The sequence below is a fragment of the Nocardioides endophyticus genome, assembly GCF_039543845.1.
GTDB classification, from domain to species: domain Bacteria; phylum Actinomycetota; class Actinomycetes; order Propionibacteriales; family Nocardioidaceae; genus Nocardioides; species Nocardioides endophyticus.
In genome coordinates this window covers 84,580-106,980 of sequence record NZ_BAABKN010000027.1, presented here as the reverse complement: position 1 = coordinate 106,980, position 22,401 = coordinate 84,580, and the positions used below count along the sequence as shown (strand labels likewise).

Annotated in this window: 21 protein-coding genes; 16 read left to right on the top strand and 5 right to left on the bottom strand. The window is 71.9% G+C overall.

Going from position 1 to position 22,401, the window contains the following annotated elements; translation table 11 throughout:
* The first annotated feature begins 84 nt into the window (after positions 1–84).
* From ABEA33_RS21060 to ABEA33_RS21035, 6 genes are all read left to right on the top strand, one after another.
* On the top strand, positions 85–2,931 hold the full coding sequence (locus tag ABEA33_RS21060; protein WP_345528978.1) for a helix-turn-helix transcriptional regulator: 2,847 nt from the start codon (positions 85–87) through the stop codon (positions 2,929–2,931).
* Between the two features lie 74 nt (positions 2,932–3,005).
* Positions 3,006–3,188, top strand: a complete 183-nt coding sequence (locus ABEA33_RS21055) for a hypothetical protein (protein ID WP_345528977.1) — start codon at positions 3,006–3,008, stop codon at positions 3,186–3,188.
* Positions 3,189–3,192: 4 nt separating this feature from the next.
* On the top strand, positions 3,193–3,345 hold the full coding sequence (locus ABEA33_RS21050; protein ID WP_345528975.1) for a hypothetical protein: 153 nt from the start codon (positions 3,193–3,195) through the stop codon (positions 3,343–3,345).
* Between the two features lie 33 nt (positions 3,346–3,378).
* Positions 3,379–5,250, top strand: a complete 1,872-nt coding sequence (gene lepA / locus ABEA33_RS21045; protein ID WP_345528973.1) for a translation elongation factor 4 — start codon at positions 3,379–3,381, stop codon at positions 5,248–5,250.
* Positions 5,250–6,143 (top strand): aminoglycoside phosphotransferase family protein, encoded by an 894-nt coding sequence (locus ABEA33_RS21040; protein WP_345528971.1) that lies wholly within the window; start codon positions 5,250–5,252, stop codon positions 6,141–6,143. Before lepA ends, ABEA33_RS21040 begins: the two co-directional genes overlap by 1 nt.
* A 96-nt stretch (positions 6,144–6,239) precedes the next feature.
* On the top strand, positions 6,240–7,109 hold the full coding sequence (locus ABEA33_RS21035; RefSeq protein WP_345528968.1) for a JmjC domain-containing protein: 870 nt from the start codon (positions 6,240–6,242) through the stop codon (positions 7,107–7,109).
* Here the strand turns inward: ABEA33_RS21035 and ABEA33_RS21030 are convergent.
* On the bottom strand, positions 7,078–8,100 hold the full coding sequence (locus tag ABEA33_RS21030; RefSeq protein WP_345528967.1) for a GNAT family N-acetyltransferase: 1,023 nt from the start codon (positions 8,098–8,100) through the stop codon (positions 7,078–7,080). The two genes, ABEA33_RS21035 and ABEA33_RS21030, sit on opposite strands and share 32 nt — an antisense overlap.
* A 208-nt stretch (positions 8,101–8,308) precedes the next feature.
* Between ABEA33_RS21030 and ABEA33_RS21025 the strand changes: the two genes are divergently transcribed.
* The 8 genes from ABEA33_RS21025 (at position 8,309) to ABEA33_RS20990 (ending at position 18,298) form a co-directional block, all read left to right on the top strand.
* A complete protein-coding gene (locus ABEA33_RS21025; RefSeq protein WP_345528966.1) occupies positions 8,309–8,914 on the top strand; it encodes a hypothetical protein in 606 nt (201 codons plus the stop codon).
* Positions 8,915–8,918: 4 nt separating this feature from the next.
* Positions 8,919–9,674 carry a hypothetical protein gene (locus tag ABEA33_RS21020; RefSeq protein WP_345528965.1) on the top strand — a complete coding sequence of 252 codons (756 nt, stop codon included), beginning with the start codon at positions 8,919–8,921 and terminating at the stop codon, positions 9,672–9,674.
* A gap of 8 nt (positions 9,675–9,682) precedes the next feature.
* Positions 9,683–12,529: an oligosaccharide flippase family protein gene (locus tag ABEA33_RS21015; protein WP_345528964.1), complete on the top strand. Its 2,847-nt coding sequence runs from the start codon at positions 9,683–9,685 to the stop codon at positions 12,527–12,529.
* Between the two features lie 28 nt (positions 12,530–12,557).
* Entirely contained in the window at positions 12,558–13,379 is an 822-nt protein-coding gene (locus ABEA33_RS21010; RefSeq protein ID WP_345528963.1) for a polysaccharide deacetylase family protein, read from the top strand.
* Positions 13,373–14,683, top strand: a complete 1,311-nt coding sequence (locus ABEA33_RS21005; RefSeq protein ID WP_345528961.1) for an O-antigen ligase family protein — start codon at positions 13,373–13,375, stop codon at positions 14,681–14,683. Before ABEA33_RS21010 ends, ABEA33_RS21005 begins: the two co-directional genes overlap by 7 nt.
* Entirely contained in the window at positions 14,683–15,804 is a 1,122-nt protein-coding gene (locus ABEA33_RS21000; RefSeq protein ID WP_345528959.1) for a glycosyltransferase family 4 protein, read from the top strand. The genes ABEA33_RS21005 and ABEA33_RS21000 overlap by 1 nt, the downstream gene beginning before the upstream one ends.
* Positions 15,804–16,886: a glycosyltransferase family 4 protein gene (locus tag ABEA33_RS20995; RefSeq protein WP_345528957.1), complete on the top strand. Its 1,083-nt coding sequence runs from the start codon at positions 15,804–15,806 to the stop codon at positions 16,884–16,886. The genes ABEA33_RS21000 and ABEA33_RS20995 overlap by 1 nt, the downstream gene beginning before the upstream one ends.
* 140 nt (positions 16,887–17,026) lie before the next feature.
* On the top strand, positions 17,027–18,298 hold the full coding sequence (locus tag ABEA33_RS20990; RefSeq protein WP_345528955.1) for a Wzz/FepE/Etk N-terminal domain-containing protein: 1,272 nt from the start codon (positions 17,027–17,029) through the stop codon (positions 18,296–18,298).
* A gap of 112 nt (positions 18,299–18,410) precedes the next feature.
* Here ABEA33_RS20990 and ABEA33_RS20985 read toward each other — a convergent pair whose 3' ends face one another.
* Complete coding sequence (locus ABEA33_RS20985; RefSeq protein ID WP_345528953.1) at positions 18,411–19,007, bottom strand: dihydrofolate reductase family protein; 597 nt, start codon at positions 19,005–19,007, stop codon at positions 18,411–18,413.
* A gap of 57 nt (positions 19,008–19,064) precedes the next feature.
* Here ABEA33_RS20985 and ABEA33_RS20980 point away from each other — a divergent pair, with 57 nt between their 5' ends.
* The gene (locus tag ABEA33_RS20980; protein ID WP_345528951.1) at positions 19,065–19,259 is read left to right on the top strand and encodes a hypothetical protein; all 195 of its coding nucleotides are present in this window, start codon (positions 19,065–19,067) and stop codon (positions 19,257–19,259) included.
* On the opposite strand, the gene ABEA33_RS20975 is transcribed toward ABEA33_RS20980, so the two are convergent.
* From ABEA33_RS20975 to ABEA33_RS20965, 3 genes are all read right to left on the bottom strand, one after another.
* Positions 19,253–19,435 (bottom strand): hypothetical protein, encoded by a 183-nt coding sequence (locus ABEA33_RS20975; protein WP_345528950.1) that lies wholly within the window; start codon positions 19,433–19,435, stop codon positions 19,253–19,255. The genes ABEA33_RS20980 and ABEA33_RS20975 overlap by 7 nt on opposite strands.
* A 619-nt stretch (positions 19,436–20,054) precedes the next feature.
* Positions 20,055–21,125: an NADH:flavin oxidoreductase/NADH oxidase gene (locus tag ABEA33_RS20970; protein ID WP_345528949.1), complete on the bottom strand. Its 1,071-nt coding sequence runs from the start codon at positions 21,123–21,125 to the stop codon at positions 20,055–20,057.
* A gap of 212 nt (positions 21,126–21,337) precedes the next feature.
* A complete protein-coding gene (locus tag ABEA33_RS20965; RefSeq protein ID WP_345528948.1) occupies positions 21,338–21,796 on the bottom strand; it encodes a MarR family winged helix-turn-helix transcriptional regulator in 459 nt (152 codons plus the stop codon).
* Between the two features lie 62 nt (positions 21,797–21,858).
* Between ABEA33_RS20965 and ABEA33_RS20960 the strand changes: the two genes are divergently transcribed.
* Positions 21,859–22,227 carry a VOC family protein gene (locus ABEA33_RS20960; RefSeq protein WP_345528947.1) on the top strand — a complete coding sequence of 123 codons (369 nt, stop codon included), beginning with the start codon at positions 21,859–21,861 and terminating at the stop codon, positions 22,225–22,227.
* The last annotated feature ends 174 nt before the right edge of the window (positions 22,228–22,401 follow it).

Here is a 22,401-nt window from a genome sequence, read left to right as displayed (position 1 = left end):
AGAGACCCCACAACCGCCGGGCGCCGTGATCTGGGGGTGTCCGGGCGGCCCTCCCAGGTCCTCCGGATCGGATACGGTCGGCGCGTGTCCGAGGGACAGGAGCACGAGACGGGAGATCCTCTCGTCGAACGCGAGGCGGAGCTGCTGACGCTGCGCGGCGCGGTCGAGCGGGCGCTCCTCAGCCGTGGGTCGGTCGTGGTCGTCCGGGGGCAGGCAGGGATCGGGAAGAGCCGTCTGCTGACGGCCACAGCCGCCATCGCCGCTGACCGCGCTGTCCGGGTCCTCAGCGCTCGCGGCGGGGTGCTGGAGCGCGACCTCGCGTACGGCGCGCTCCGCCTCCTGCTCGACGCTCCGCTGGCGGCGCTCGGACCCGCCGAGCGTGCCGAGGTGCTCGGCGGCGCGGCCGCCCTGGCGGCTCCCGCGCTGGCGGTCGCGGCGGGCGACGGTGGCGCGGGCGAACTCGACCGCGGGCTCGCGGTCGAGCACGGTCTCTACTGGACCGTGGCGAACCTGGCGGAGCGGCAGCCCCTGCTGCTCGTGCTCGACGACGTGCACTGGTTCGACGCGCCGTCGCTCCGTTTCCTCGTCTACCTCGCTCGCCGCCTGGCGGACCTGCCGGTCGCGATGGTCGTCGCGACCAGGCCGGACGAGCGGGCCGAGGAGTCGCTCCTGGTCGACCAGCTGCTCGAGGAGCCCGGCGTCGAGGAGCTCCGTCCCTCGGCGCTGAGCGTTGCCGGCGTGGGCGCGCTGCTCGAGGCACGGATGGGCGACGACGTGGCCCCGGAGTTCGCCGCGTCGTGCCACGACGTGGTCAACGGCAACCCGTTCCTGCTGAGCCAGCTCGTCGTTGCCCTCGTGGCCGACGGGGTTCCACCGACCGTCCGCGGCGTGCTCCACCTGAAGGAGGTGCGTGCTCCCACGGTCGCCCGGGCGACGCTGCTGCGTCTGGCCCGGATGCCGGTCGGTGCCACGGGCCTCGCCACCGCGGTCGCGGTCCTCGGGGACGGGGTCTCGTTGGACCAGGCCGCCGCACTCGCCGACCTCGACGCCCCGACGGCGGCCGTGGCGGCGGATCGCCTGGTGGTCGAGGGGCTGATGACGAGCGCGGTGCCGCTCGGGTTCGCCCATCCGATCGTCCGCGAGGCCGTGTACGGCGAGCTCGGGCCGGCCGAGCGTGGGCGCTGGCACGCCCGGGCGGCCGAGCTCCTCGGCGCGGCCGGAGCGGGGGACGAGCGGATCGCTGCGCACCTGCTGCCCACGGTGGCGACCGGGAGCGAGACGTCGGCGGCGACGTTGCGCCGTGCCGCCCTCCGGGCACTCGAGCGGGGCGCGCCCGACATCGCTGCCCGCTACCTGGCGCGAGCGCTGGCCGAGCCACCACCGCCCGAGGAGCGTGGGGCCACCGCTCTCGCGCTGGGGACCGCCGGCTTCCTCGCCGGCGCGCCCGTGAGTGAGGTCGAGCAGCACCTACGCCACGCCCTGCGGCTGGTGCGAGAGCCGGTGGCGCGGCGGGACGCGTGGCTGCTGCTGTCCCGGACCAGCGCGATGGACACGAGCATTCCCGGAGCCGTCGCGATCCTGGACGAGGCGCTGATCGACCTCGCCGGGAGCGCACCGGAGCTGCTGGCACCGCTGATGCACGAGCGCTGCGGCCAGGGGATCACCCATCCCGAGACCTTCGCCTCCAGCATCGACCTGATGGCCGAGCCGCCCGCGACCGCACAGTCGCCGGCCGACCGGCTCGCGCTCTGCCACCACGCGAACCGGCGGTGCTTCGCCGGCACTTCTGCCCGGGCGACCGAGGACCTGGCGATCGCGGCGCTCGCGGACGGCCGCCTGGTCCATGACCTCGGGCCGGAGAGCACCACGCTGCACCAGCTCGCCTACGCCCTGGCCACGACCGACCGCCACGACCTCGCCCTGTCGTTCCTGGGTGCGGCGCTCACGGCCAGCCAGGACCGCGGGTCCGCCTTCGGCATCGCCGGTGCGCTCGGCACCCGGTCGATCACCCACTTCCTGCGCGGAGACCTGGCGGAGGCGGAGGCGGACGGCTACCAGGCGCTGGGCGTCCCCGGCGTGCCGTCGTTCGTGGTCCCCGCGATCAGCGCGTTCACCTGCCTGGCACTCGTCGAGCGCGGTGCGCTGGATGACGCCGACGCGCTGCTGGTCGCGGCCGGATGCGGGCCGCGGCTGCCCGAGGTGACGCACATGCACTACGCGTTCTGGGCCCGCGGACGCCTGAGGCTGGCCCAGGGTCGGCTTGAGGAGGCCCGCGCGGACCTCGCGGAGTTCGGCCGGCGGAGCGAGCGCGTGGAGCTGCTCACCCCGGTCGTCCCGTGGCGCGCGGACTCGGCGCTGCTCCACGCCCGCCTCGGTCTCCTCGACGACGCCGCGCGCCTCGCAGGCGAGTACGACGAGCTCGCCCGCGGCTGGGGTACGCCGCGGGTGCTCGGCGTGTCGGCGCGGACCAGAGGGCTGCTGGCCGGTGGCGAGCCGGGTCTGGCGCTGCTGCGCGAGGCGGTCGAGGCACATGCCGGGTCGCCCGCCCGTCTCGAGCACGCGTACTCGCTGGCTGAGCTCGGTGCCGCGCTGCGCCGCGCCGGCCGGCGTACCGAGGCCGTCGACGTCCTGAGGTCAGCCGGCGAGACCGCCGAGCACTGCGGCGCGGGCGCGTTGGTGAGCCGGATACGGGAAGAGCTCGTCGTCGCCGGGGTCGGGGGTCGCCAGTTCGCGGTCGCCGGGGTCGATGCCCTCACGCCGAGCGAGCTCCGGGTCGCCCGGATGGCCGCGTCGGGCGGGACCAACAAGCAGATCGCCGAGACGCTCTACGTCACCGCCAAGACCGTCGAGAACCACCTGGGACGGGTCTATCTCAAGCTCGGGATCACCTCGCGGGCCGACCTCCCGGTCGCGCTCGACGGCGCCGGGTAGCCCTGCCCCCAGGGCGCGACTGATGGGGGTCGCCCCCCATGCGCCCCTCGTGGGGGTCGCTCCACAATCGACCCATGGGCGACGCACCGTTGAGGATCAGCATCGAGGTCGACCCCGACCCCGGGGCGCTGCGCGGCCGGGTCCGAGAGCCGGGCTCGGTCCAGGAGTTCGTGGGCTGGCTGGGGCTGCTCGGCGCCCTCGGGAACGCCATCGACCGGGTCCCGGAGGGCGATCCGCCTCAGGGAGACAGGCCCTAGCCTGGTGGGCGCGAACGTCGTGCTCCTGCTCGCAGCCCTGGGCATCTCGATCGCCATCCCGGCCACCAGCTACTTCCCGTTGCTGCTCCTGGTCGTCTCGGGACGGTGGCGGCGGCTGCGCGGACGCGGCTCGCGCCCTGCTGGTGTGGGAGAATAGGCACGCCCCCCGTACGTGACCCGAGAGACGTCTGTGCCCAACGCTGCTGCGCCCCCACCGGGGCAGACCGACCCCGCGATCATCCGCAACTTCTGCATCATCGCGCACATCGACCACGGCAAGTCGACGCTCGCCGACCGGATGCTCCAGCTCACGGGCGTCGTCGACGCCCGGGCCGCCCGGGCCCAGTACCTCGACCGCATGGACATCGAGCGCGAGCGCGGCATCACGATCAAGAGCCAGGCCGTCCGGATGCCCTGGACCGTTCCGGCCGACAACGCCGAGAGCGCCGAGCCGGGCACCTATGTGCTCAACATGATCGACACCCCGGGACACGTCGACTTCACCTACGAGGTCTCCCGCTCGCTCGAGGCGTGCGAGTCCGCCGTACTGCTCGTCGACGCGGCCCAGGGCATCGAGGCGCAGACGCTGGCGAACCTCTACTTGGCGATGGGCGCCGACCTCCACATCATCCCGGTGCTCAACAAGATCGACCTGCCGGGCGCCAACCCGGACAAGTACGCCGCGGAGCTCGCCGGCCTGGTCGGCTGCGAGCCCGAGGACGTCCTGCGGGTCAGCGCCAAGACCGGCGTCGGCGTGGAGGGACTGCTCAACGAGATCGTCAAGCAGACCCCGGCCCCCGTCGGTGACGCCGACGCGTCGCCGCGTGCGTTGATCTTCGACTCGGTGTACGACACCTACCGCGGCGTGGTCACCTACGTCCGGGTCATCGACGGCAAGCTCAGCCACCGCGACCGGATCAAGATGATGTCGACCGGCGCCGTGCACGAGATGCTCGAGGTCGGCGTGATCAGCCCCGAGCCGGTCAAGGCTGGCGACCTCGGCGTGGGCGAGGTCGGCTACCTGATCACCGGCGTGAAGGACGTCCGCCAGTCGCGGGTCGGCGACACCGTCACCAGCCAGCACAACGGGGCCACCGACGCCCTGGGTGGCTACAAGCACCCCAACCCGATGGTCTACTCCGGGCTCTACCCGATCGACGGCGACGACTATCCCACGCTGCGCGACGCCCTGGAGCGGCTGCAGCTCAACGACGCCGCGCTCACCTTCGAGCCGGAGACCTCCGGCGCGCTGGGCTTCGGCTTCCGGATCGGCTTCCTCGGCCTGCTGCACATGGAGATCACCCGTGACCGCCTCGAGCGGGAGTTCAACCTCGACCTGATCTCGACCGCGCCCAACGTGGTCTACAACGTGCTGATGGACGACGGCTCGAAGCTCGTCGTGACCAACCCGAGCGAGTACCCCGAGGGCAAGATCGCCGAGGTCCGCGAGCCGGTCGTCAAGGCGACGATCCTGTCGCCGAGCGACTTCATCGGCACGATCATGGAGCTCTGCCAGACCAAGCGCGGCAACCTGCAAGGCATGGACTACCTGTCCGAGGACCGCGTCGAGATGCGCTACACGCTGCCGATGGGCGAGATCGTCTTCGACTTCTTCGACCAGCTGAAGTCGCGCACCAAGGGCTACGCCTCGCTCGACTACGAGCGCTCGGGCGAGCAGGCCGCCGACTTGGTCAAGGTCGACATCCTGCTCCAGGGCGAGCCGGTCGACGCGTTCTCCGCGATCGTGCACAAGGACGCGGCGTACTCCTACGGCGTGATGATGGCCGGCAAGCTCAAGGACCTGATCCCGCGGCAGCAGTTCGAGGTGCCGATCCAGGCCGCCATCGGCGCCCGGGTGATCGCCCGCGAGAACATCCGCGCGATCCGCAAGGACGTGCTCGCCAAGTGCTACGGCGGTGACATCACCCGCAAGCGCAAGCTGCTGGAGAAGCAGAAGGCGGGCAAGAAGCGGATGAAGAACATCGGCACCGTGGAGGTCCCGCCCGAGGCCTTCATCGCCGCGCTGTCGACCACGCAGCCGTCGGAGAAGACCAAGAAGTAGTGCGGCTGCCGGACACGTTCCTGGCGTACGGCGCCCGCGGACCCGAGTGGCAGGCGTTCCTCGACCGACTGCCCGCGATGGTCGCCGACCTGCTGGGGGAGTGGGAGCTCACCGCCGACGGCGAGCCCACCCACGGGTACGCCGCCCTGGTGCTCCCCGTCCGCACCTCCTCGGGCCGGCCGGCAGCGCTCAAGGTCGGCTGGCCGCACGAGGAGGCCGAGCACGAGCACCTCGCGCTCCAGCACTGGCACGGCCGGGGCGCCGTGCAGCTGCTGCGGGCCGACCCGCGCCGCCGCGCGCTGCTGCTCGAACGGCTGCACCGCGAGGATCTCGGCGACATGTGGGACGTCGAGGCGTGTGAGGTCGTCGGGGCGCTCTACGCACGTCTGCACGTCCCGGCAGTGCCGCAGCTCCGCACGTTGACGTCGTACGCCGGGCAGTGGGCCGCCGAGCTCATCGACCTCCCGCGAGACGCGCCACTGCCGCGTCGACTGGTCGAGCAGGCGGCTGCGTTGAGTCGCGACCTGAGCCGTGACGAGGCCAGCACCGGCCGGATGATCCACGCCGACCTGCACTACGCCAACGTGCTCGCCGGGGACCGCGAGCCGTGGCTCGCGATCGACCCGAAGCCGCTCAACGGCGACCCGCACTACGAGGTCGCACCGATGCTGTGGAACCGCTGGGACGAGCTCGTCGATGCCCCCCGAAGTCTCCGAGACGGGATCCGGCTCCGGTTCCACACCCTGGTCGACGTGGCGGAGCTGGACGAGCACCGCGCCCGCGACTGGGTCGTGGTGCGGATGATGGTCAACGCGCTGTGGAGTCTCCAGGAGGAGCCCGATCCCGACTACCTGACGCAGTGCATCGCGATCGCCAAGGCGGTCCAGGACTAGCGCATCTCGAGCGCGAAGGTTTCAACGAAACCTCTCGACGGAACTGTCAGGTGAGTACGGCGTGGCTCGGCACGCGCCATCGATGTCGGGGGACCCATGAACAGCACGCCGTGGCCGGCGGTCGACCGGTCGTTCCAGTTCGCACTCGCGCAGCGGAAGCCGACGCCGTTCTCGCACGGCCTGGCCGGCGACCCGCGCTTCTCGCTCGACGCGATCGCCCGTCTCGGTGACGAGCTCGGCGCCGAGTCGATCTCGGCAGAGAAGGCCGCGAAGCCTCTCGTGTCAGCCGACGCCGGCGCCGCCAACGTCCTCGAGGTCGTCGCGGTCTCCGACCAGATCCGGGCACTGGCTGCCAACGACTCGTGGTTCACGTTGCTCAACATCGAGCAGTCCGAGCACTACCGGGACCTGGTGGACCAGGTGCTGGAGGGAATGGCCGCGAACGCGGGCCTCGACCCCCGGACCATGAAGCGCCGGATGGGCTTCGTGTTCGCGAGCTCGCCCGGGTCGGTGACGTCGGCGCACTTCGACATCGAGCACAGCTTCCTGCTGCAGTTGGAGGGCCACCGTCGGCTGGGCTTCGGCGGGTTCTCGAGCAAGGAGGACCGCGAGCGCGAGGTCCACCGCTACTGGAACGGCTCCTTCGGCCGGCTCGACACGCTGCCCGAGCAGACCCTCGAGGTCGAGCTCAGTCCAGGTCAGGGCGCCTACATCCCGCCGTACACGCCGCACTGGCTCGCCAACGGCGACTCGACGTCGCTGTCGTTGACGGTCACGTTCTTCAACCGGGACAACGCGGACGAGTCGATGGTCCAGGCGTTCAACGAGAAGGTCAGCCGGCTGGGCATCGCCCCGAAGGTGTACGGCGACGCGCCCGTGCGCGATCGCTCGAAGGTCGCGTTCATGCGGGCGTACGGCGCCGTGAAGCGCCGGATCAGGGGGCCCGGGACCTCAGCCTCGCACTGACTCGTCTTGCCGCGTCCTCGGCAGCGACCTGGGCGCGGGCTGCGCCACCGTGCGCCGTACGCAGGCGTCCGACAACCCTGGTCCGGTCGGCGAACGACGACTTGTAGCCCTCCCCACCGCGGAGCAGGTCCACCTCGTGGCAGCCGTCCGTGACGGCGTCCTCGATGACTGCGACCAGCAGCACGTTGCCGGCGCCGTCGTGCGCACCGTCGAGCGACCGGGCGACCTGGTAGAGGCTGAGCCGGCCCGCGACGACGAAGGCGAGCGACACGGCGACGACATCGGACCCGGCAGCGAGGACGTCGATCCGGGCCTCGCCGACAGCGACGCCGGCGGCCAGAGCCCTGATGAGAGCTGGCATCTGGGCTACGAGGGGTCCCCGGCCCTCGCGCCCCTCGTGCAGCTCACGGAAGGCCGCGAACGCATCAGGCAGGTCGGCGGGGGACACCTGTCGGTGCTCAATCCCCTTGCTGGCAAGGCTTTTCGCGGCCCGTCGTACGCTCCGACGGAAGTTGGACGAGCGCCGCGCCAGGTAGGTCTCGGGGGTGACCGGCAGAGCTTCGTACGGAGCGACGTCCAGGCGCGCGGGCGTCGCTCCGAGTGCGCGCGCGAGCAGGGAGCTGTCGGCCACGCCACGGAGGTCGAGGACCCGCTGGCCGGGCCGGGCGAGCCACTCGCCGATGACTCCGGCTACGACGTCCTCGGCTCCGGGCGCCGCCAGCAGGTCGAGGTGGTCGGGGCAGAGGACCGCAGGTCCGGGCGCTGCATAGCGGCGTACGCCGGTGACCCGTCGTACGCCCAGCGCGAGACCGCCCAGCAGCCGATCTCCGTCCAGCACCAGGGCGTACGTCGTGTCGTGTGGCGCCACGCCCTCGATCCACCACGATCGTTGGAAGGGTGACGGGAGCGGTGCCAGCGCGCCGAGCGCGTCCCAGGTCTCCCGATGGTGCTCCAGCCGGGGCCGGATGGCGACGCTCAAGGACCCGGGCACACGCAGACCCTAGACCGGGTCGGTCCACCACGGCGTTTGAACCCGTTCGGTAGCGGGCACCTGTTGTCCGTTAGAAGCGCGTTCGTCCTCTTCTCGGGGCCACGCAGGCAGGTCGGACGGATCCGTGATCATCACAGGGGGAACGTCAGGCATGCCCAAGGACTCAGACAGCGCGCCACCAGCGAGTGCTTCCGAACGTGCGCAGGCGATGCGAGAAAGGCTCGGAGCCCAGCGCGTCGCCGATGACCTGCTCGCCGAGGCCAGCCAGCTGCGGGGGGCAGCGGCGGCCGACGCCGACGTCATCGTCGCCGAGGCCGAGAGCGTCGCGGAGCAGCTCCTCGCCGAGGCCCGCGAGGCCGCGGACAAGCTGACGACCGAGGCACAGGAGCGTGCCGACGGGATCCTGGCCCGGGCCTACTTCGAGGCCGAGGACCTGCAGCGGCACACCGAGGAGGAGCGCGCTCGCATCCGCGAGGAGGTGCAGACGGCCGGCCGCGCCGAGATCGAGGACTTCCGCGCCCGCTCGGCTGGACTGCTCGACAACGCCGAGGACGGACTGCGTGACCTCGCCCCGAGCCTCGAGGACGCGGTGGCGACCGTCGTAGGGGTGTTGCGCTCCCTCGACGAGCTGCGCAACGGACCGTCCCAGGAGACGTCGGCGACTGCCGAGGAGCCGGACGTCCGCGAGCTGCCCGGTGCCCCCGAGCTCGAGCCCGGTCATCAGGAGATGATCTCCGAGGGCGCGCCGGCGGCCAGGCAGGACGAGCCGGAGGCGCGTCCGCTCGGGTGGCTGTTCCGCAGCTCCCAGGCCTGATCCGGTGCGGACCATGCGCGCCGGCGTGATCGCCGCGCTGCTGCTGACCGTCGTCGGGCTGCTCGGGTCCGGCTGCGACCGGGCCTCGACGAAGCTGACCGGCAGCGGAGGCGACGAGCCCGTCGCCGATGCGGCACCGGCACGCCCGATCCTGGTGACCCAGGAGTGGGGCGTCGTCGACGGCATGCTCTCGGTGGTCGTCCGCAACACCACCGACCGCACCCTCCGCAGCGCGGCGGGCGTGATCACGGCGCGCGACCGCAACGACGTGCTGATCGTGTCGTCCCTCGAGGCGCAGGACGGCGTGTGCTGCTCGGTCGTCGACCTGCCGCCCGGCCAGGAGTTCGGGCTGTACGTCGATGTGGGCGACGCTGCGGAGGAGATCAGCCGCGTGGACGTCGCCTACCGCGATGTCGCCTGGGCGTCGGCCGACGAGTCGCAGCCGAGCACCCTGGAGGTGCGGCCGGTCCAGCTTGACGGCAACGGCCGAGGTGCGGTCGTCGTCGCGAAGGTCCACACCGACGAGCCGATGGTCGCGCAGGCCAGCGTGCAGGCGTTCCTGGACGGACCCGACGGCACGTTCCTCGCTGTTGTCGCGGGCCGCTGGTACTGCTTCTCGCAGGGCACCCACGAGATCCGGATGCAGCTGCTGCACCCGGTCCCGGCCGGTACGACGGTCGACCGCGTCGTCATCCATCCCGTCGCCGATGATCCGGATGGCACCGCGCTGAACTGCGCCGGTCCGGCCGAGGCGGGCTGATCCCGCCCATGAACGCCGCCGCCGGACCCGAGCTCGTCGCTGCCCCGCACTGGACCGTCGGCGACCGTCTGGCCGCCTTCGCCGTACTGCTGCCCGCCGAGGTCGACGGGCCTGTGGTGCTGGCGCTCTCGGACGAGCTGACCCCGCATCTGCAGGCGGCGTTCCCGGGCGCGCTCGTGCTGACCGACGGCAGCCGCGCCAGCGGCTGGCCGGAACCGTCGCGGGTGGTCCGGTGGGATGGCGTCCACCCACCCGTGGCACCGGGTACGGCGGACCTCGTCGTCGTCGACGGCCGGAGGTACGACGCAGCCGCGATGTCGGCGCTGGCCACGGCGTACGGCGTCGTCGCCGTGATCGGCGACGACGGTTCGCTCCTGCTCTATCCCAGCGCCGAGAGCCCCGAGCTCGTCTGGCGCCGGTCGTGGCCGGTCCACATGCCGGCCGGGCCGGTGCCGTGGGTGCGCCGATGGCTGGGGTTGTCGGTCGGCCGGGGCGCGGCGGTGCCCCGGCTGTCCGTGAGCGGCGACCGGCTCACGCTGGCCGACGACGTACTGCACGACCTGTCTCGGGCGACCGGTCTCGACGGCGAGCTGGTCGGGGTGATGACCGCCGGACACTCGGTGCTGCGCGTGCGGACCACCGAGGGAGATCTGGCGATTCGCCTGTCGCTGACCGATCCGGACCGCGAGGTCGACGTTGCGTCGCGGGTGCTCCGAGACGTGCCCGACGCGCGGCCCTTCCTGCCCGTCGTCGTCGCCGAGGGACGCACTGCCGGACGACCCTGGGTCGCGACCGAGTGGACGCCACGGCGTCGGCGCCTGACCTGGCCGTGGCCGAGTGCGACACGGCAGTGGGCGGTGGCCGGTGAGCTCGGCGCGGTCCTCGCCGGCCGGGTGACCGGTCGGACGGACGCCGGTTGGTCGGCGCGCTGGTGCGACCGCGCCCACGTCGTACCTCTCGAAGCGCGAGAGCGCTGGTCGGCCGCGATGTCTGTCCTCGACAGCGAGCTCCCCACCGGGTGGTGCCACGGTGACCTCTGGCCCGGCAACGTGCTCCTCGACGGCGACGTCACCACGGTCATCGACTGGGACAACGCCAGTCCCGACGCACCCCTCGGCCTCGATGCCCTGCTCGTCCACGCCCTGGAGGAGACCGCGGACTCCGACGACCTCGTGAGTGAGTCGCTCCTCCGGCTGGTGGACGACCCGCTGCCACTCGAGCAGGTTGCGGTCGGTGGCCGCGCCTGGGCCGCCTGGGCGCGCCCCGAGCGCCGGGCGCTGGCGATCGCGGCGGTCGTGCTCTACCTGCGCAACCGTTCCTTGCACGACCTCGGCCAGGACCGGCTCGACCGGCACCTCGCGGCCGTCGGGCAGGCGCTCGACGACCGTCCGACATCGACGGTGGAGGCCGCCGCGCCACCACCGAGCGTCGAAGCAGCCCGCACCGCACGTGGTGCGCTCTGGCTCGCCACCAACGGGATCGTCGTCAAGACGTCGCAGACCGTCGTGCTCCTGGCACTCGCGGCGATGCTCGCCCCCGAGGCTCTCGGCGTCATCGCGCTCGGAACGCTGGTCGCCAACATCTCCGCCGTGGTGACGAGCCTCGGCACCGCCAGCGCACTCGTCTACTGGCGCGGCGACGTCCGACGGGCAGCCCGGACGGCGGTGACCGTCGGCGTCGCGATGGGTGCGGGCATCTCAGCCATGCTGTGGGTCGTCGCGCCCTGGCTGGCGTCGGCGTTCCACGCCGCCGACGGCGGCACGGCCGTGATCCGCGGGCTCACCGTGACGCTGCCGTTCCTGGCCGTCGCCGCGGTCACCAACGAGCTGCTGCGCCGCCGGCTCGAGTTCGTCCGGCGGATCATCCCCGACACGGTCTCATCCGTCGCCGGCGCCGTCGTGGCGATCGTGCTGGTGACACAGGGGCATGGCGTCATGGCCCTCGTGGTCGGCCAGATCGTCCAGGCCAGCCTGACCATGGTGCTCGCGTGGGTCGTGCACCCGCCGGTGCTTCCCGGCTGGAACCTCGAGGATGCGCGCGGCCTACTGTCGTACGGCGGCCCGTACGCCGGCGCCAATCTGCTCGAGCTGGTGCAGCTCAACATCGACTACCTGATCGTCTCCCGCGTGCTCGGCGGTGAGGCTCTTGGCCAGTATTCGTTAGCGTTCCGGCTCGCGTTCATGCCCTACCTGATGGTCGTCGTGGTCATGTCCGGCGCCGCCTTCCCGTACCTCTGCCGCCAGCGCGGCGCCGACCTCGGCCGCGCGGCGGTCACGGTGATGACCGCATCCCTGACCCTGGTAGCGCCGATCTGCCTGGGCATCGCGCTCTTCGCCGACGACCTCGTGCTGCTCGGCGACAAGTGGGAGCCGGGAGTCCCCGTCGTCGCCTGGCTCGCCTTGTACGCCGCGCTGCTCAGCGTCGGCCAGCTCGTGCAGACCTCGCTGAACGCCGCGGGTCGGCCCGCGGCCTCGATGGGACTGCGGCTGTGCCATCTCGTGCTCCTGCTCGGCGTCCTGCTGCTCGTCGCGCGGCACGGCGTGACGGCAGTCGCGATCGGGCAGGTCGCCGTCGCCACCTGCATCGCCCTGGTCGCACTCGCGCTCGCTCGCCTCTACGTCACCGGCTTCTCGTTGCGCCGCCTGGTGCGCTCGCTTCGCCCGGCTCTGGCCGGGGTGGCCGTGATGGCGGTGGTCGTGCTGGTGCTGCGCCGGATGCTCGACCTCACCGACCCGTCACTCACGGGACTGCTCGTCGTTGGAGCGGCGGGAGTGGTGGCGTACGCCGCGACGGTCTGGGTGCTCGACCGCGAGCACCTCCGCGAAGCCGGCGCGCTGCTGAGGCGGACGTCATGAGAGACAGGGTCGTGAGGGGCGGAGGGTCGTGAGGGGCGGAGTACGGCTGCTGGGCACCGCTGCCCGGCCGATCGCGACCGGCGTACGCCGGCTGTCAGCGACCCCGGGGCTCACGATCATCGGCTGGCACCGGGTCGACGGGCCGCAGACCGACGGACTGTCGACGGGCGTCGACGACTTCCGGCGCCACCTGGACGCGCTGGACGACTGGGGCGCGACGGTGCTGCCGCTGGACGACGCCGTGGCCGCGCTGGGGGCGGGGACCTTGCCGGACCGCGCGGTGGCGCTGACGTTCGACGACGGCTATGCCAGCGTCGTCGAGACCGCCTGGCCCATCCTGCGCGACCGCGGCCTGCCGGCGACCATGTTCGTGGTCTCCGGCTACCTGACCGGCGACCTCCGGTTCGCCTGGGACGAGCACGAGCCGCGCCACGACCGGCACCGGCTGGTGCGTTCTGACGAGCTCCGGGCGGTGGCGGACGACGGGTTCGACATCGGCTCCCACACGGTGTCGCACCCGTGGCTGCCCTGCCTCGACCGCGACGCGGTCAAGCACGAGCTCGTGGACTCGCGGGTGACGCTCGAGGACCTGCTCGGGCGGGCGGTGCGCTCGCTCGCCTATCCGACCGGCGGCTGGACGCCCGCCGTGCGCACCGTCGCTGCCGAGGCCGGCTACCGGGTCGCGATCACCGTCGACCGGGGACTCAACACCACGCGCACGCCGCACCTCTCGCTGCGTCGCGCCTTCGTCCCCACCGACACCGAGGACCTGCGCCTCCTGCTCGACGGCGCCTACACGATGCTGCGGCCACTGGACACGTGGCGCCGACGCAGGGGGCCGACATGGTGACGACCACCGTGCTCTCGCCGCCGCATCGGCAGACCGGGCGATGGACCGTCGTCGCACCCCTCCTCGTCGCCGCGACCCTCGGCGTCCTCGCCGGCTTCGCGCCGTTGCCGGCGCTGCTCGGCCTGCTCGCGCTAGCGGTCTGCGCGGCCGTTGTCCTCAGGCTGAACTGGATCGCGCTGGTGCTCGTGGTGGTCTCGGTCTTCGAGGACTACACGGCTCGCGCCGAACCCAGCGCCGTCAAGGGACTCGCGGTCCTCCTGGTGCTGGCCTGGGTGGTGCGACGCTGCCGCGGACGTCTGTACGACGGACCGCGCAGCCAGGTGCTCGTGGCCGCCCTCGGGTTCGCGGTCGTGCTGCTCCTGGCGACCGCTCTGCACAACAACGGCCAGGCAGGGCTCGACGTGCTGTTGCGCTACGCGGGCTTCCTCGGCGTGCTGTTCGTGCTCGCCGACGTGATGCGCGGCGGCCTGCGGCCCGAGCGGGTCGCCCAGGTCTACGTCGCGGCTTGTGCGGTCGCAGCGTTCTGCGGACTGGTGACCTTCGCGGTCGGCGCGGACCGCAGGGTCGGCGGTCCGATCGGGGACCCCAACGACTTCGCCTTCTTCCTGCTGCCCGCTGTCGCGCTCGGTGTCGCCGTCCGACGGACGACGGGCCGGCGCTGGCCATGGGACGCCGCGACGGTGGTGGTGCTCGTCGCCGTCTTCGGCACGCTGTCGCGGGGCGCGCTGGTGGGTCTGGCGGCGATCGTGGTGGTCGCGGTGGCCACCGGGATGGTCCGGCTGCGGAGTGCGGCAGCCCTCACCGGGGTCGTGGCCGTGGTGACGGGCCTGGTGGCGCTGACGTTCCCCGCCCTGGTGGCGGTGAGCCTGCAGCAGAAGGACTTCGTCGCGCAGCAGAACGTCTCGGAGCGGTTGGACCTCTGGACCGCGGCCGCCGCGATGACCGTCGAGCACCCGGTGCTGGGCATGGGGCCTGGCGCCTTCGCGCTGCACCACGGAGCCTTCCTCACCTCGCTGCCCGACGACGTCAACCATCCGCTCGACGTCGCGCACAACACCTGGCTCGAGCTGTCGAGCGAGCTCGGCGTGCTCGGTCTCGCCGCCTTCATGGCGATGCTCGCGGTCGCCTTCGGGCAGGCATGGTCGGTGCGCCGCCGCGACCCCGTGGCGGCGGCCGTGTGCGTCGGGCTGGTGGGGACGGCTGCGGCGGCGACCTTCGTGACGGAGCAGTACTACCTGCCGCTGTGGCTCCTGTCCGCGCTCGCGGTGGGCGTCGCCTCCCGGCCTCGGACGGACGTCTCCTGATGCGGATCGTCCAGGTCACCACCCAGACCGTGGGCGGGCCGGCCGAGCACGCCGTCGACGTCGCTGTCGGCCTGGCCGCGCGGGGGCACGACAGCCACATCGTCGGCCCGCGCACGGCCCGCGCCGACGACGCTGCGGCCGCGGGAGTCACCTGGCACGACGTACCCGTCGTCTCGAAGCGCGATCTCCGCGGTGGCATCGCCAGTGCGCGTCAGCTGCGGGCGCTGCGCCCCGACGTCGTACATCTCCAGGACCGGCGGGCCGGCTGGATCGGGCGCGCGCTGGCCCCGGCGCTGCGCGCTCGCGAGGGGCGCACCGGCGTCGTCTACACGCTGCACGGCGTCGCGGACGGCCTCTCCGACCTGGTCGCCGGCAACGCCCGCGCGGACGTGCGGCGCCGGCGGGACGGCTGGTACTACCTGACCGGTGAACGTGCGATCACCCGTTGGGGCGGCGGCCGCGTCGTCGTCCCGAGCATCGCGGTCGCGACGTACGCCGTCGAGCACGTGCGCCTGCCGGCGGGGATCGTCGACGTGGTGCCCAACGGTGTCGACCCGGCCCGCTTCGACGGATCCCGCGCGCCGAGTGGTGACCCCGTGGCCATCTGGGTCGGCGTGCTGGCCCCGGTGAAGCGGGTGGACCTACTGCTCGACGCCGTTGCGGACGTCCCGCGTCTGCGGCTGCTCATCGTCGGCGATGGTCCGTTGCGCGGCGAGGTCGAGCGTCGGCTCGCCGCGTCGGACCTGGCCGGGCGAGTCGAGGTGACGGGCTGGGTCGACGACCCGGCCGCGCTGCTGGCGCTGGCCGACCTCTACGTGCTCACCTCCGACGCCGAGAACTGCCCGCTGTCACTGCTCGAGGCGATGGCCACCGGGTTGCCGGTCGTCGCAACGGCCGTCGGTGGGGTGCCGGAAGTGGTCCGCGACGGCGTCGACGGGCTGCTCTGCCCGGCCGGTGACGTCGCGACGATGACCGGCGCGTTGGGCCGGCTGTCGGCTGACCCGTATCTCAGGGAGCTGTTCGGGACCGCGGCTCGCGAGCGGATCCTCGACGGCTACACGCTCGACCACTGCCTCGACGGTCTGCTCGCCAGCTATGCCGCCAGCCGGGGCGGTGCCTGATGCGCGCGCTGACGGTGATCGCGGAGATGGGCACCGGTGGCGCCGAGAGCGTCGTGGCCGACCTCGCCGGCCACCTGGTCGCCACCGGCCACGAGGCCTGCGTCGCCAGCAACGGTGGCTGGCGGGCCGACGCACTTGCCCGCATCGGCGTCGCCACCCTCGCCATACCCCTGCGTGCAAGCGGGCCGACCCAGTTCGCCCGCGCCGTGGCCCGGCTCCGGCGGGCGACAGCGGCCCGGCCGGTCGACGTCGTGCACGCCCACAACGTCCGCGCCAGCCTGGCCGCACACCTCGGCATCCGTGCCGGCCGACGGTGGAGGCCGCCGCTGGTCACGACCGTGCACGGTCTGGCCGACGGCGACTACACCCGCGCCGCGCGGCTGCTCGCGGTGAGCGACCTCGTCGTCGCGGTCTCGGACGACGTCGCCGCCCGGTTGACGGCCGGCGGTCTCGACCCCGCCCGGCTGCGGGTCATCGAGAACGCCGTCCCGTCGCCGGTCGCCGACCCCGCCGTACGCGCGGAGGTGCGAGCTGAGCTCGGACTCGCCGGGGAGTCCCGGGTCGCGCTGTGCGTGGCACGGCTGGCGACCCCGAAGCGGATCGACCTACTGCTCGAGGCCTGGGGCGAGGTGCCCGATGCGACCCTGCTGCTGGCCGGCGACGGCCCCGACCGGGCCGCGCTGGAGCGACGGGCGACGCCGCTCGGGGACCGGGTGCGGTTCCTCGGCGAACGCCGTGACGTCGGGCGGCTGCTCAGTGTGGCCGACCTGGTCGTGCTGCCCAGTGACCGCGAAGGGTTGCCGATGGCTGTCCTCGAAGCACTCGCTGCGGGCGTGCCGGTCGTGGCGAGCGCGGTCGGTGGCCTCCCGCAGCTCGGTGATGACGCCGTCGAGCTGGTGGCGCCGCGGCGCCCGGACGCTCTCGCCGCCGGCGTACGACGGGTGCTGGACGACCCGGCACGTCGCGATGCCCTGGTGTCGGCCGGCCGCGCGCTGGTGGAGCAACGGTTCTCGTCCGCGCGCATGCAATCCGACTACGAGTCCGTCTACGAGGGCGTGAGAAAGGGGGCTAGACCATCGTGACCAATGCATGAGAGGCACGTTTGACCTATGTCCGCTGGCCGGTCGACTGATCGTCGACGCCCGCGGACGAGTCGGGCTCGGGAGGCCAAGGATTCGCGCGACAACCTCGCGCGGACGGACTGCACAGCAAGCGGGGGAGCATGGAAGCGAAGCACGTCGTACAAGCAGTGTCGCGGCACAAGATGTTGGTGGTCGCGATCATCGTCGTGACGTTGGGCGCGGCGGGCGTGGGCCTGTGGTTGGCGCCCAAGACCTACGAGACCAGTGCCACCGTGTCGGTGGCTGCAGCGCCGGGGTCCACGGCTCCGCTCGAGGACCTCGACGCTCTGCGGAGCAGTACCGGGGAGCTGGCCAACTCCCTGGACGTGCTCGGCGAGGTCTCCTCACGACTGAGCGAGTCGCGCAGCGTCGAGGTGCTGCGTGACGAGATCACCGGCTCCTGGGTGCAGGGCACGATCCTCGTCCAGATCTCCGTCTCCGACGCCGACCCCCTGGTCGCCGCCGAGGTCGCCAACACGGTGGCCGAGGTGCTGCCGCTCTACGACGTCAGCAACGGCGGCCTGGTCTTCACGACGAGCAACCCCGCGCAGCCACCGACGACGTTCTCCAGTCCCAGCATCCTGCTCGCCGCGGGGGTTGCCGTGGCCCTGGCGCTGATCCTCTCCGTCTGCGGGGCGCTGCTCCGCGAGCGCCGTACGGCCGGCTTGCGCGACGCCACCGAGGTCGAGCACCTCGTCGGCGCACCGGTGCTCGCCGCCCTCGCGGCCCCGAAGGACCCGACCACCCTGCCCGCCCTCTATCCGGGGACCTCTGCCGCCGACGTCTTCCGCGACCTGCGGATCAGCCTCGAGGCCGAGGCCAGTGCCGACCCGGTCAGCCTGGTCGTGGTCGCGGGCGTCACCGACAGCGATGTCAGCGTGTGGCTCGGCGCCAACCTCGCGGTCTCGCTCGCCAACGTGCACCGCAGGGTGCTGCTCGTCGACGGCCGCGTCGGCGACCAGGAGAGCGCGCCGATCGCCGCGCCGGACACGCTCGGTCTGTACGACGTCCTCACCGGCTCCGACCTGGGCGACGCCCTCAGCGCGGGCCCCGTCGACAACCTCACCGTGCTGCCGGCTGGGGAGTGGGGCGGCGCGTCCGCCGAGACCCTGTTGGAGACGCGGTTCGCCGCGGCGATGATCGAGGCGGGAAGACGCTTCGACATCGTCGTCGTCCTCGCCCCGTCCCTCAGTGCCTGCGAGGACGCTCGCATCATGGCCGCCGGGGGCTCGCTCGTCCTGGCCGTCCCCCAGAACGGCGTCACCCAGCACGAGCTCCGCCATCACGCGTCCCGCATCCGCGCCGTCGGCGTACGACTACTGGGCGTGGTGCTCGTCGGCAAGCGCGCCGAGCGGGCGCCGGCGCGCGCCTGACCTCAGGTGCCGGCGATGTGCCACGGGTGCCGGCAACCGCAGTTGCTGATCAGGGTCTCGCCGATGTCCGCAGTCCGGACACCTGTCCATGCCCCCGACGTCAGCGCTCGGGTCAGCGGCGGACCCGGTAGCGCAGGTGGAGGACCCGCTCGCCCTGGATGACCACGTCGGGGTCCTCGAGGAGGTGCTGCGAGTCGAGTGGGCCGAAGTACCTCTTGCCCGCGCCGAAGGCGACCGGCACGACGTCCATCGCCACCTCGTCCACGAGGCCGAGCGCGAGCGCCTGCCCTCCGACGTGCCCGGCGCAGACCGCGACCACTCTGTCCCCGGCCCGCTCCTTCGCCTCCCGCACCGCGGCGGTCACGTCGTCGAAGAACGGGACATCGGCCTCGGGGTGCCACCCCTCCGGCTTCGGCCGGTGGGAGACGACGACGAGGTGCTCGCCGGCCGGCGGCTCGGCCTCCCATCCGTTGGTCAGGTCGAACAGGTGTCGTCCCTGGATCGTCGCGCCGATGCTGGCCCAGAACGGGCCGACGTACTCGTGCGAGCGCTCGCTGACGCGGAACCGCGCGTGCCGCTCCTCGCCCTCCTTGGCGACCAGGGGCACGTCACCGTTGAAGTACCAGTCGAAGAGCGGACCGGGGTCGTCGTGCTGGTCCGCGATGAAGCCGTCCACGGACACGACTGCGTGCATGATCACGGTTGCCATGCCAGGAGAGACCCGCTGAGGTCCGAGGACTCATCGCCTTCGGCGTTATCGTTGACCATGAGCACCGGCAATGAAGGCGGGGCGGAGCAGGACACCGAGACCTACGACTCCGTCGTCGAGGACCTCAACTTCGACCCCGAGATCCCTGACGTCCAACCGCATCCGGACCACGCCGGCCCGGGTGCGCACGCCTCTGCGAGAGACGACGGTGAGGCACATACGGGTGAAGGGCCTCAGGAGGAGGGTCAGTAGCGCGGGCCCGCGGACATCTCGGCACTCCTCGCCAGCGCGGTGAGCTCGTGGCGGCTGCCGACGCCGCATTCCTGCGCGCGGGCGGCCGTGGTCCGGCACTCCGCGACGTCGGCGCCGCCGTACGTCGCGTAGCCCATTGTGCGATCCAGGTGCGCCTCGAAAAGCGGGTCCTTCATGGTCGCGCCGCGCTCACCGCTGGGACTCCTGCGAGAGGCACAAGACCTCGCCGAGGACGTGCTGGAGGGGCTTCGTGTTCTTGACGACGGATGACGGGGTTGTCGGTGGTAAAACGTGCAGGTCTTGACCCGAGAATCAGGACTGGAACTTGATCGAGGGGGTAGAACTGTCAGTGCAGATGCATGCAGAAGTGGCGCCGAGGGCCTCGAGCTCTCGGCGCCACTTCTGTGTCCGCGGCCTACTGGCTCGCGAACGTCAGCGTGAGGTGCGATCCGCGGGCGCGCCCTGGACGGCGCTGAGCACGAAGGCGTACTCCGAGTCGCCCGCCCGCAGGTGCTGCCGAGTCATCGAGTACGCACCTTCCGGCGTCCGGCAGCTGGACCACCACCCGCTCGTTACTGGCACCTCCGGCGAGGCTTGACGGTAGCGGTGCACGACGTGGCGGGGCCGCTGCACCGACGACAGCCACGCTGGTGCGAACGGCGAGGGGGAGGGCGGCCATGAGATCGGCATCCTGAACGCCAAGGGCCAGCGCGACCTGAGCGTCGTCGGCGTCGGCCTCGGCACCGCCTCACCCTCGAAAGCCCCAGGCGGCCGGGGGCTTTCGCGTGCGCCGTCCTAGCGCTCGGCGCGGCGGTATTGCACCGGCCAGAGGCTGGAGTCGGTCTCGCCCAGCTCGTACGCCGCACGCAGAGGCCAGTGCGGGTCGCGCAGCAGCTCACGACCGAGCAGCACGACGTCCGACGAGCCCTCGGCGAGGACCTCCTCGGCGTGCTTGGGCTCGGTGATGAGGCCGACCGCGCCCGTGGGCACTCCGGCCTCGGTGCGGATGCGCCGCGCGAAGGGCACCTGGAACCCAGGTCCGACGGGGATGTCGGCCAGCACGTTACCGCCGGTCGAGGTGTCGATGAGGTCGACCCCTGCCTCGCGGAGCAGGCCGGCGAGGCGCACCGTCTCGTCGTCGCTCCAGCCGCCCTCGACCCAGTCGGTGGCGGACACCCGCACGACCAGCGGTACGCCGACGGCGACGCGGGCACGGATCTCCCGCACCACCTCGAGCACCAGCCGCACGCGGTTGTCGAAGGACCCGCCGTACTCGTCGTCGCGGTGGTTCGAGAGCGGCGACAGGAACTCGTGGAGCAGGTAGCCGTGTGCGGCGTGGATCTCGAGCACGTCGAAGCCGGCCGCGACGGCGCGCTCCGCGGCGTCACCGAACGCGGTCACGATGCGGGTGATGCCCGCGCCGTCGAGAGGCTCGGGGTCCTCCCGCAGGCGCGGGAACGGGTCTGCTGAGGGCGCGACCGGACGCCATCCGCCATCGCCATCGGCGACAGGCCCGCGCTCGACGGTGAAGCCCGAGTACGTCGAGGCCTTGCGGCCGGCGTGCGCGAGCTGGATGCCCGCCGTCGCTCCCTGGCCGTGCACGAACTCCACGATCCGCGTCCAGGCCGTCTGCTGCTCGTCGTTCCAGAGACCTGTGTCCTCGGGGGTGATCCGGCCCTCGGGCACGACAGCCGTCGCCTCGGTGAAGACCAGCCCGGCGCCGCCACGAGCAAAGGAGCCGAGGTGGACCAGGTGCCAGTCGTTCGGCACGCCGTCGACGGCGGAGTACTGGCACATCGGCGCCACCCACACCCGGTTGCGGACGGTGACGTCACGGAGAGTGATGGGGGTGAAGAGCTGACTCACGGTGTGCTGCCTCCTCGGGCTGGACGGGGCTGAGTGCCCGAGTCTCCCAACCAGGATCCGGTGCCTCGGATTCCCTGTGGATGAGGGAGAGCTTGAGGACAGCACATGGGCCGGTTCGCAGATGCCAGAGAAGCCTCTTGGCCGCTGAGACCCAGCCTCGCCCGCGGCCGCACTCCGATTCGCTCGAGACGAGACGTGCGCCGGGGCACGAGCTACGCACGGTCGTCGCCATCGCGCAAGGAACGGATCATGCTCTGCAAGATCCGGAACGCGCTTGCCTGCTCAGGCTCGGTCATGCCGGCCAGCATTCTGACCTCGACGGACCGGACCGCTGCGCTCGCCTTCTCGAGACTCCGTCTGCCGCGAGGCGTGAGCCGCGTCGGAAGGACCTTTCCGACGGGCGCCTCCGCAGGCCTGGTCACGAAGCCCTCTCGCTCCAGGGCCTGGAGCAGCACGTTCATCGACTGCCGTGTCACGAACGCGCCTCGCGCGAGCTCGGAATTCGACAAGCCCGGTCGTTGAGCCAGCAGCTCGAGGCAGGAGTAGTGCGTCACGCTCATTCCGAGCGGCCGCAACACCTCTTCCATGGCTGCGCGGAGGGCGCTCGACGCCTCTTTCAACAGGTAGCCCAATGACGTCTCCAGGTCGACGCCGACACCATCTTGACTCATGTCAGTAGTCTGACATAGGTTCGTTTGTGTCAGAAAACTGACACAAACGAAGGAGTGTCACCATGCCAGTCACTGGCCCCGACTTCATCTCGCTCCAAGCGCGCGACCTCGACGCGTCGCAGGCGTTCTACGAGCAGTACCTCGGCCTCGTCCGCTCGCCGACCGGACCTCCGCACGCGGTCGTCTTCGAGACGAAGCCGATCACGTTCGCGCTTCGCGACGTCGTTCCCGGCACCGATCTCGCATCCGTCGTCCAGCCCGGCATCGGTGCCGCCATCTGGCTCCACGCCACAGACGTCCAGGCCATTCACGATGCTCTCGTCGCCGGCGGTCACACCATCGTCTCTGCGCCGATCGACGGCCCTTTCGGTCGGACATTCACCTTCGCCGACCCCGATGGCTACCAGGTCACTCTGCACGACCGCGCCTGACAGTGGCACGGGTCCGGGAGGGCACTGCGGGGCGTCTCAAGAATCCAGCGCGGCCGACTCGCACCCGCTCATCGGCTCTTCGGATCAGCCACTTCCCGGACCCGCGCCAACGACGCTACAACCAACCCCCTCCGCCGGAAGACCGATGAGAGACAGTCCCTCAACCCAGCCTCT

Bases quoted from the DNA above. Each gene is read 5' to 3' on its own strand.
- ABEA33_RS21055 (WP_345528977.1), top strand. From the start codon at position 3,006: ATGGGCGACGCACCGTTGAGGATCAGCATCGAGGTCGACCCCGACCCC.
- ABEA33_RS21035 (WP_345528968.1), top strand. From the start codon at position 6,240: ATGAACAGCACGCCGTGGCCGGCGGTCGACCGGTCGTTCCAGTTCGCA.
- ABEA33_RS21025 (WP_345528966.1), top strand. From the start codon at position 8,309: ATGCGAGAAAGGCTCGGAGCCCAGCGCGTCGCCGATGACCTGCTCGCC.
- ABEA33_RS21015 (WP_345528964.1), top strand. From the start codon at position 9,683: ATGAACGCCGCCGCCGGACCCGAGCTCGTCGCTGCCCCGCACTGGACC.
- ABEA33_RS21005 (WP_345528961.1), top strand. From the start codon at position 13,373: ATGGTGACGACCACCGTGCTCTCGCCGCCGCATCGGCAGACCGGGCGA.
- ABEA33_RS21000 (WP_345528959.1), top strand. From the start codon at position 14,683: ATGCGGATCGTCCAGGTCACCACCCAGACCGTGGGCGGGCCGGCCGAG.
- ABEA33_RS20995 (WP_345528957.1), top strand. From the start codon at position 15,804: ATGCGCGCGCTGACGGTGATCGCGGAGATGGGCACCGGTGGCGCCGAG.
- ABEA33_RS20990 (WP_345528955.1), top strand. From the start codon at position 17,027: ATGGAAGCGAAGCACGTCGTACAAGCAGTGTCGCGGCACAAGATGTTG.
- ABEA33_RS20985 (WP_345528953.1), bottom strand. From the start codon at position 19,007: ATGGCAACCGTGATCATGCACGCAGTCGTGTCCGTGGACGGCTTCATC.
- ABEA33_RS20980 (WP_345528951.1), top strand. From the start codon at position 19,065: ATGAGCACCGGCAATGAAGGCGGGGCGGAGCAGGACACCGAGACCTAC.
- ABEA33_RS20975 (WP_345528950.1), bottom strand. From the start codon at position 19,435: ATGAAGGACCCGCTTTTCGAGGCGCACCTGGATCGCACAATGGGCTAC.
- ABEA33_RS20965 (WP_345528948.1), bottom strand. From the start codon at position 21,796: ATGAGTCAAGATGGTGTCGGCGTCGACCTGGAGACGTCATTGGGCTAC.
- ABEA33_RS20960 (WP_345528947.1), top strand. From the start codon at position 21,859: ATGCCAGTCACTGGCCCCGACTTCATCTCGCTCCAAGCGCGCGACCTC.